Here is a 9,825-nt window from a genome sequence, read left to right as displayed (position 1 = left end):
TAATAGCAAAGGAGAGTTGAAAAATATACCTGATGCAAAGCTTATATCTTCTGTTACAGATAATTATTTAGATTATAACTCCATATTCTTCAAAAAATTTAAGGCTAAGGTTACTTTCAATGATAAGACCGATTCATTTAAGGGAAACTTATACATACTTAGGGATTCATCTATAGTTGTATCTATCATCCCATTAATGGGCATGGAGCTTTATCGTGTTCGTTTAACCGAAGGTACTGTGGAAATTATCGACCGACCGAAAAAGAACTATTCGTTTGGCGATTATAAAGTATTGTGGGATAAGTTTTTAATAGAGCTTAATTACGAAACGCTTCAAAGTATATTGAATAATGAAATGTTTGTTTATCCGGTAGATGATAAGGATAAGTATTTGAAGCGATATAAACATTATTGTAGCGATAATGTATATCAGTTACAGTCGTTAAAAGACGGAAAATTCTCCAGAAAATATAAAAAGGAAAAAACTGAAAATATTATATTTCATCAGTTTTCGATTTTACCTGATATCTTCAAAGTTAGCAAGGTGTATATTAAAGATTTTTCTGCTAATAGTCAGGTGTCCGTAGCATATTCTGACTTTATAGAACACAATGATGATTTGATTGCTACATCCTTGCTTATTGAAGGGAAAAAGGGATTGGATAATTTTGCTTTGCAAATCAATTTTGAGAACATTGAGGTCAACGGTGACAACTCAATTGGATTTAAGGTTTCTGAAAAATATAAAAAAAATGATCTAAGCAATGTCAGGTAAGAGTCTGTTTGTCATATCGTTTCTGCTTTTTTTGTCTTTTGTTTCATCTAATGCTCAGGATATTGCTGAGTTAGAAAGTCAAAAGGATAATTTAAGCAAGAAGATAAATAACTCTACAAAGTTGCTTGAAAAGTATAGTAGGCAAAAAGAGAGTAATTTAAAGCGTGTGACAGTCTTGAATCAACAAATAGTTGATCGAGAAAGACTAATTTCTTTATATCAGAGTGAAATAGATTTACTAAAGGATGAAATAACTGATATTAAGGAAGAAATTGCTAATACTGAGAAAAGTTTAAATGAATTAAAAACTCAATATGAGCGCTTGATAAAACAAACGTTTGCTAATAAGAAACGCTATAATGAGTTGTCTTTTTTCTTTGGAGCTGAAAGCTTTAATGAGGCATACAGACGATATAGCATGTTAAAGGAATACAATCGTTTTCGTCATAATCAAGGGGTTCTAATCAAGGAAAAATCGACTGAATTAGAAGAAAGTCATTCATTACTCGATGCCAAGTTAAAAGTGCAAAATAACGCCTTAAATACTGTAAATAGTCAATATGAAAGATTAGTTAGTGATCAGGAATTGGTTAGTAGTAATATAAAAAGTTTACAACAAAAGGAGTCGTCATTAAAGCGTGATATCAGACAACAAAAGAAAGCACTGAAGAAGCTTGAAAATACTATTTTAAAGCTTATTGCCGAATTATCGACTAAAAGTGTAGATGAATCTGATTTTCACCTTGCGAAAGGTAAGTTAATCTGGCCTGTTAATAAAGGAGTAATTGTTAGTCAATTTGGTGAACATCAACATCCTGTTTTAAAGTATGTTAAGGTTAATAATAATGGAGTGGATATACAGAGTAGTGAGTCTTTAGAAGCTAAATCGGTTTTTAGTGGCAAGGTTTCGCGAATTGTACCAATACCAGGTTATAATAAAGCTGTTTTGATCAGACATGGAAGATTTTTAACCGTTTATGCCAATTTAGATAAGGTTCATGTAAATCCTGGTGAAAATGTAACTAAAAGTACCGTAATTGGTACTATATATAATGGAAAGGGCGAAAATTCGGGTGTCTTACACTTTGAAATCTGGGAAGAAAGTGTGAAATTAAACCCGGTTAATTGGTTGTTGAAATAATTTAACTTTTTTTAAAACTAATTTGTTGAGTTTACGTATAAATGCTCGAGTAATATTAGTTAATTGGGAATGATCCTTTGTTATATTGGATTATCTATCTAATTTTAAGGTGTATCAAATGGAATTGACCGTGAACAAAATAGAATTCAACTCTGAGACAAAAAATATCAATATTGTCGAAAAATTAATTGATGATCTGTCAAATAAGTACGAGTTGCATAATGATATCTACGGGAAATTGTTATTAGCTGTAGTAGAGGGCGTTAATAATGCAATTGTTCATGGTAATAAGCTTAATAAGGACAAAATTGTTACTGTTGAGTATGTAATTGACTCTGATAAAGTTGAGTTTACAATTATTGACGAAGGAGTTGGTTTTGATTATACTAATGTTCCTGATCCTACTAAACCAGAAAATCTTGAAAAAACGCATGGAAGAGGTATTTTCCTGATGCATCATTTAGCAGACGAAATTGAATTTGATGCGGAGGGGAGTATTGTTAAAATGACATTCAATGTAGTTTGATGATTCAATTTTTGGTTCAAAATGTTGCTTTGCCATCAGTTTTAAATGATAAAATAAAGCAATGGATTTCTTTAATTATTGATAAATATAAAAAGCATGAAGGAGATATCAACTATCTCTTTTGTGATGATCCACACATATTACAGATCAATCAACAATATCTAAATCACGATTATTATACTGATATTATAACTTTTGATTACTGTTCGAGTGATGTTATATCTGGTGATTTAGTTATCAGTATCGATACTGTAAAGTCTAATGCTGACCTGTTTAATACCAAATATGAAACAGAGTTAAAGCGTGTAATAATACATGGTATTCTCCATTTAATTGGTTTTAAAGATTCAACCGACCTTGAAAAGCAACAAATGCGTGCTGAAGAGGATTCAGCCTTATTGTTGTTGTCAACTTTTCATTAATTTTGCTGTTTATCTAACAGTAAATGAATAATTTTTAACGTATGGATTTTAATTACGATGTTATTGTCGTAGGAGGAGGTCATGCCGGATGTGAGGCTGCTGCTGCTGCTGCCAACTTGGGTAGTAAGGTATTGCTGGTCACTATGGATATGGGACGCTTTGCTCAGATGTCTTGTAATCCGGCTATTGGAGGAATTGCAAAAGGTCAAATTGTTCGTGAAATAGATGCACTTGGAGGATATACAGGAATAATTACAGATAAGTCTTCAATTCAATTTAGGATGTTAAACCGATCTAAAGGACCGGCAATGTGGAGTCCTCGTGCTCAATGTGACCGTATGGTTTTTTCGTCGGAGTGGAGAACGCAACTGGAAAAAATTCCAAATGTTTTTTTCTGGCAAGATTCTGTAGATGAATTTATTTTAGAAGATAACATAATTAAGGGTGTTAGAACTGCAAATAATGTAGAGTTCTTATCAGAGGCCGTTGTTTTAACTACAGGAACCTTTTTAAATGGTCTAATGCACATTGGATCAGTTACTTCTGAAGGTGGTCGTGTTTCTGAACCAGCTTCAAAAGGTTTGTCTGAACAACTTTTGTCAAGAGGTTTTGCTGTAGGGCGTATGAAAACGGGCACTCCTGTACGTATTGATGAGAGAAGTATTAATTTTGATAAATTAGAAGAGCAAAGGGGTGATGTGGGTAATTATCGGTTTAGTTATTTACCTTCGCCTGATAATGGATTAACCAAACGTAGTTGTTATATCACATATACAAATAAAGAGGTTCATAAAGTTCTTGAAACCGGACTAGATGAATCCCCAATGTATAATGGTACAATTCAAAGTATTGGGCCACGTTATTGTCCAAGTATTGAAACTAAAATTGTAACCTTTGCCGAAAAGGATAGGCATCAGTTATTTTTAGAGCCCGAAGGTGAAAGTACAATTGAGTATTATTTAAATGGTTTTAGTTCTTCATTGCCTTTGCAAACTCAAATTGATGCTTTAAAGTTGGTTCCTGGTTTAGAAGATGTAAAAGTGTTTCGTCCAGGTTATGCCATTGAGTATGATTTTTTCGAGCCGACGCAATTAAAGCATACTTTGGAAACAAAAAAAATCTCTAACTTATTTTTTGCCGGTCAGATTAATGGTACAACTGGTTATGAAGAAGCTGCAGCCCAAGGATTAATTGCGGGTATCAATGCACACCAAAGGATTAATCAAAAAGAGGATTTTATACTGTCGAGGGATGAAGCATATATTGGTGTTTTAATTGATGACTTGGTAACTAAGGGTGTTGATGAGCCTTATCGTATGTTTACCTCTCGCGCAGAATTTAGAATTTTACTTCGACAAGATGATGCAGATACTCGATTAACACCAAAGAGTCGTAAATTAGGTTTAGCCTCTAAAGAGCGATTATCTCATTTAGAAGAAAAAGTTAGACTTCGCGATTCTGTTATTGAGTTTTTAAAAACGTTTAGCGTTAAGGCTAAATTCATTAATTCTTGGTTGGAATCAAAAGGTACCACACCGTTAAAGCAAGGGGTTAAGTTAATTGATATATTAATGCGTCCTCAAATTACTATTGTTGATTTAATCGAAGGGGTTGAACCTTTTTCAGATTTTGTACATACAATAGATAAAAGTAGGAGAGAAGAAGTTCTTGAAAGTGCAGAGATTATTCTTAAATATTCTGGCTATATAAATCGTGAACGTTTATTAGCTGATAAATTTAAGCGTCTAGAAAATTTGAGTATTACTAATAAATTTGATTACGAATCTATTAAATCTCTTTCAACCGAGGCTCGACAAAAATTAACTAAAATTAAGCCCGAAACTATTGGTCAGGCGAGTCGAATTTCTGGAGTCTCACCAAGTGATGTTAATGTGCTTTTAGTATTAATGGGAAGGTAATGTTCCACGTGAAACAAATTATATGATTGTATCTGGAAATATTGTTGATATTTTTAAGAGAGAAATTTTCTCTGGTAAAATACATATAAGGAAGGGTATTATAGAAAAAGTAGAAAAGGATAGTAATACCTATACTAATTTCATATTACCTGGATTAATAGATAGCCACGTTCATATTGAAAGTAGTATGTTAATTCCTTCTCGTTTTGCAGAATTAGTTGTTCCACGTGGAACGGTTGGAGTTGTTTCAGACCCACACGAAATTGCAAATGTGATGGGAGTAAAGGGAATTGAGTATATGGTGGAGGATGGTAATAAGGTACCATTAAAATGCTTTTTTGGTATTCCATCGTGTGTGCCTGCTACTGATTTTGAAACATCTGGAGCTAAGATTAGTTGTGATGATATTGAAGTTTTACTTCAAAATGGAGCACCTTTTCTTGCAGAAATGATGAATTTTCCTGGTGTTATAAATAGAGATAAAGAAGTTTGGAGAAAGTTAAAATTAGCTCAAGAATATAATGTTCCGATTGATGGACATGCTCCGGGTATGAAGGGGGATGATTTATTTAAATATGCCGAAGGAGGAATCACTACAGATCATGAATCTTTTACAATACAAGAGGCCTTAGATAAAATAAAACTTGGTATAAAAACGCAGATAAGGGAGGGAAGCGCAGCAAGAAATTTTGAAGCATTACACCCATTAATTACGCGGGAACCTAAAAATACGATGCTATGTACCGACGATAGTCATCCGGATTTGATTATTGAAAAGGGGCATATTGATCGTTTAATTCGTCTCGGCCTAAGTAAGGGATATTCAATTTTTGATTTATATCAGACAGCAGTTATTAATCCTGTACAGCATTATAACCTACCAATTGGTTTACTTCGTGAAGGAGATGCGGCTGATTTTATATGTGTAGATTCTAAGGAATCCTTTAATGTATTGGAAACTTATATTGATGGAAACAAGGTGGCTAAAAATGGTAAAGCTTTGTTTAGTATTCCGGAATCTGAGGTCATTAATCATTTTAATTGTAAACCAATATCGATTGATGATGTAAAAGTTATGGCACCTACTGATTCGCCAAGTTTAAAGGTAATGCAGGCTGAGGATGGCGAGTTGTTAACAGGAGAATATATTTGGGCAACAAATAAAAAGACAGGAGAAAAAATCGAGTCGAATGTGGATGAAGATATCTTAAAAATAGTGGTACTTAATCGCTATTCGGCTGCTAAACCTGTCGTAGGTTTTATAAAGAATTTTGGTTTACAAAAGGGTGCTTTGGCTGGTTCTGTTGCACACGATAGTCATAATATCGTTGCTATTGGATGTGATGATGAATCACTCGTTAAAGCTGTAAATGGAATTATTGAAGCAAAAGGAGGAATTATCGCATGTGATGCTGATAAAGAATTGTTGTTAAAATTACCAGTTGCTGGATTGATGAGTAATGAATCTGGAGTGGTAGTAGCCCAAAAATATTCTGAAATTAATGCTTTTGTAGAGGAAATGGGATGTGCAATGAAAGCTCCGTTTATGACACTTGCTTTTATGTCTTTGTTAGTAATTCCATCATTAAAAATAGGGGATAAAGGATTATTTGATGTCAATAAGTTTTCATTTACTAGCTTGTTTGTAGATGAAGAGTAGTACTTTGGAACGAGAAAACAGACTGAAATTATTAGTTCAGGCCTTACCATCTTCGCCTGGTGTTTACCAGTATTTTAACGAAGATGGTATTATTATTTATATAGGTAAAGCAAAAAATTTAAAGAAACGAGTAGCATCTTACTTTTCTAAACAGCATGATGATGGGAAAACACGCATACTGGTTAGGAAGATTTTTGATATTAAACACATTGTTGTCGATTCTGAAGAAGATGCTCTTTTGCTCGAAAATAACCTTATTAAAAAGTATCAGCCTCGCTACAATATTCTTCTCAAAGATGATAAGTCATTTCCTTATATAGTGATCAAAAATGAGCGTTTTCCACGTGTGTTTCAAACCAGGAATTTTGTACGTGATGGAAGTAGTTATTTTGGTCCTTATACTTCAGTTGGAATGGTGCGTACTTTAATTGAGCTCTTCCGGCAGATTTATCCTATACGAACATGTAAGCATAAATTGAGTAAAGAGAATATTGAAGCTGGCAAATTTAGTGAGTGTTTAGAATATCATATTGGCAAATGTAAGGCACCTTGTATAGATAAATACGACGAAGATTCATATCAGAGAAATATTCAATCTATTAAAGATATACTTCAGGGAAATATATCATCAGTACTGAAATACATGCATCAAGTAATGATGGATTATGCAAATGAACTGGAGTTTGAAAAGGCAGAGGAGGTAAAAACTAAAATTGAATTATTAAAAGGTTATCAGTCAAAATCGACAGTTGTTAATCCTAAGATTACAAATATTGATGTATTTAGCATTATCGATGATGACAAAGCTGCTTATGTAAATTTTTTACGAGTTGTTAATGGTGCAATTATTCAATCGCATACTATGGAGTTTCGCAAAAAATTAGATGAAACTCAAGCAGAAATTTTAGAGATGGCTATCTCTGAAATGCAAAATCGTTTAAAGTTGTTGGCACGTGAAATTCTGATTCCTTTTAAAATGGACTTAGAATTTGAAAGAGTTAAGTTTATTATTCCTAAAATTGGTGATAAAAAAAAGTTAATGGATTTATCTGAACGCAATGTTAAGTATTATCGCTTAGATAAATTAAAACAGCAATCACTGCATAAAAAAGAACCAAGAGAGGAGCGTATTCTTAAAGTAATGCAAACAGATCTACGCCTAAAAGTATTACCACGACATATTGAGTGTTTCGATAATTCGAATATTCAAGGCACAAACCCCGTAGCTGCTTGTGTTGTTTTTCGAAATGGAAAACCTTTCAAAAAGGATTACCGTCACTTTAATATTAAAACTGTTGAAGGTCCCAATGATTTTGCTTCGATGGAGGAGGTTGTTTATCGGCGTTATAAGCGATTAAAAGAGGAAGGAAGTGATTTACCACAGTTAGTTGTTATTGATGGAGGAAAAGGGCAATTAGGAGCTGCAGTAAAGATCTTACGAGATTTGGATTTATCTGATAAAATTTCTGTTATTGGAATTGCTAAGCGGCTTGAAGAAATTTTTTATCCAGGAGATCCGGTTCCTTTGTATCTGGATAAAAATTCAGAGACCTTAAAAATTATTCAGCATCTAAGAAATGAAGCGCACCGATTTGGAATTACCTTCCATCGGCAAAAACGCTCGATTAATTTTATTAATTCGGAACTAAATAGTATTCCAGGAATTGGAGATAAAACAATCGAAGTTCTTTTTAAGAATTACAAGTCATTTAACAAAATTAAAGCTGCCACAATTGAGAATTTATCAGCTGTTGTAGGTAATTATAAAGCTAGTAAAATATATTCATATTTTAATCAAAAAAAATAGCTTTAATCTATTGTAATTCAGTAGTATAGTTGTTTTTTTTATTGTATAATTTTTCTCTTTTTAGTTGAAAAATCCATCTATAACTAAATTGAGTTCGTTTTCACTCAAATGAATTGATTTTAGTTTATATAACTCATCTTTTATTAATATTGAATTATGCTGTATTCCTATCACATGTTTACAGATCTCATCGAAGTACATTTTTAAACTTTTGTCTGAGATCTTTAGTTGACATTCTGAAATAAGACCTTTTTCTACACGAATTAAAGATATAACTCTGGCACCTGAATTAATTTTATAAGAGCGGTTTAATTCAAAATTAGGACTGTATCCATAGTTCCATTCCCACGTGTTGTATTTCTCCTTAAAAATAGCTTCTATTTGGCTTATTTCTGGTTTGTTTAATTGGATCGTACTGCTCGTATTGTAGTAGTTCAGTAAAAAATCAAAGATATACGATTTGAATTGTGTATAGGATAGAGGTTTCGTCAGATAATCTGTAATATTTGTTACTTCACTTCGGACAGATTTAACTGCTTTATCTTTAATGGATAAGGGATTTGTTTTTAAAGAATTATTTAAAATACTCAAATCGGAATTAAAAAGTAGTGTTCCATGATGCATTACTCTATTTTTGTATACATGTGATGCATTGCCTGATATTTTTTTTTTTTTTATCTGAATGTCATGACGTTTTCCGAAAGTAGCCTTTATATTTAATTTATTTAATGCAAGTAGAATAGGCTCTGAGTATTTGGCAAAGTTCACTAATTCACCTTTTTTACCCGTTTGTATAAAGCAAAAGTTTAAATTGTTCAGATCGTGATAGACTGTACCACCTCCAGAGAGTCGGCGGTAGACAGGGATATTGCGTTGATTAATGTATTCATAATTGATTTCAGCAAGTGTATTCTGGTGTTTACCAATAATTATTGAGGGTGAGTTTGTGTAAAGAAAAAACACATCATGGTTGGTGTGACGAAGTAAATACTCTTCCGTTGCCAGGTTAATACCAGGATCATTAGTAATGCTTACAAGTCCGTTCATTATTGCGTAGAAGGTTGAATATTAGTATTGTAGTGTGTTATAAATCGGTATTTCCATATTTGTTACAGTCATATTTAAACTCATAATTATTGTTTTTGTTTATTTATCACGTCAATAGACTAATTGGTCGGTTGTTTCTTGAATTATTCATTAACTATCGAAAGATAAATTGTATTTTCGGTTTCTAAAAAATTGTTTATGCGGTTAGTAATTCAAAGAGTAAGTGAGGCCTCCGTTTCAATTAGTGGTGAAGTAAAATCAGCCATTGGTAATGGCTTAATGATATTGCTAGGTATCAAAACTGATGATAGTTCAGACGATATTGATTGGTTGGTTAAAAAGACCTGTAATCTGCGAATTTTTGACGATAAAGACGGGGTAATGAACGAATCGGTTCTTGACGTTAAAGGAGAATTTTTAGTGATTAGCCAGTTTACATTACATGCCCGAACAAAGAAAGGTAATCGACCATCATATGTGAATGCAGCCGGACCTGATATTGCGATTCCACTTTATAAGGAATTTGTT

The 9,825-nt window shown here is 32.8% G+C and carries 9 protein-coding genes; 8 read left to right on the top strand and 1 reads right to left on the bottom strand.

Features of this window, described 5'->3' with window-relative positions; all coding sequences use genetic code 11:
* The 7 genes from lolB1 to uvrC all read left to right on the top strand — a co-directional run.
* Positions 1 to 775: lipoprotein insertase outer membrane protein LolB1 (gene lolB1, locus AC4MRQ_RS23225; RefSeq protein WP_491200117.1), on the top strand; the 775-nt coding region annotated here is incomplete at its 5' end.
* Complete coding sequence (locus AC4MRQ_RS23220; RefSeq protein ID WP_491200116.1) at positions 765 to 1,916, top strand: murein hydrolase activator EnvC family protein; 1,152 nt, start codon at positions 765 to 767, stop codon at positions 1,914 to 1,916. The genes lolB1 and AC4MRQ_RS23220, both read left to right, overlap by 11 nt.
* A 130-nt stretch (positions 1,917 to 2,046) precedes the next feature.
* Positions 2,047 to 2,442, top strand: a complete 396-nt coding sequence (locus tag AC4MRQ_RS23215; RefSeq protein WP_491200115.1) for an ATP-binding protein — start codon at positions 2,047 to 2,049, stop codon at positions 2,440 to 2,442.
* A complete protein-coding gene (ybeY, locus tag AC4MRQ_RS23210; protein WP_491200114.1) occupies positions 2,442 to 2,864 on the top strand; it encodes an rRNA maturation RNase YbeY in 423 nt (140 codons plus the stop codon). Before AC4MRQ_RS23215 ends, ybeY begins: the two co-directional genes overlap by 1 nt.
* A 41-nt stretch (positions 2,865 to 2,905) precedes the next feature.
* Entirely contained in the window at positions 2,906 to 4,783 is a 1,878-nt protein-coding gene (mnmG, locus tag AC4MRQ_RS23205) for a tRNA uridine-5-carboxymethylaminomethyl(34) synthesis enzyme MnmG (protein WP_491200113.1), read from the top strand.
* 22 nt (positions 4,784 to 4,805) lie between these two features.
* A complete protein-coding gene (ade, locus tag AC4MRQ_RS23200) occupies positions 4,806 to 6,443 on the top strand; it encodes an adenine deaminase (RefSeq protein WP_491200112.1) in 1,638 nt (545 codons plus the stop codon).
* Positions 6,433 to 8,250 carry an excinuclease ABC subunit UvrC gene (uvrC, locus tag AC4MRQ_RS23195; RefSeq protein ID WP_491200111.1) on the top strand — a complete coding sequence of 606 codons (1,818 nt, stop codon included), beginning with the start codon at positions 6,433 to 6,435 and terminating at the stop codon, positions 8,248 to 8,250. The genes ade and uvrC overlap by 11 nt, the downstream gene beginning before the upstream one ends.
* A gap of 60 nt (positions 8,251 to 8,310) precedes the next feature.
* Here uvrC and lplA read toward each other — a convergent pair whose 3' ends face one another.
* Entirely contained in the window at positions 8,311 to 9,297 is a 987-nt protein-coding gene (gene lplA / locus AC4MRQ_RS23190) for a lipoate--protein ligase (protein ID WP_491200110.1), read from the bottom strand.
* Between the two features lie 198 nt (positions 9,298 to 9,495).
* Here lplA and dtd point away from each other — a divergent pair.
* Positions 9,496 to 9,825, top strand: a 330-nt coding sequence (dtd, locus tag AC4MRQ_RS23185) for a D-aminoacyl-tRNA deacylase (RefSeq protein WP_491200109.1), incomplete at its 3' end; no start/stop codon positions are given.

The sequence above is a fragment of the Carboxylicivirga sp. genome (assembly GCF_982718395.1).
This window is presented reverse-complemented; position numbering and strand designations above follow the sequence as displayed.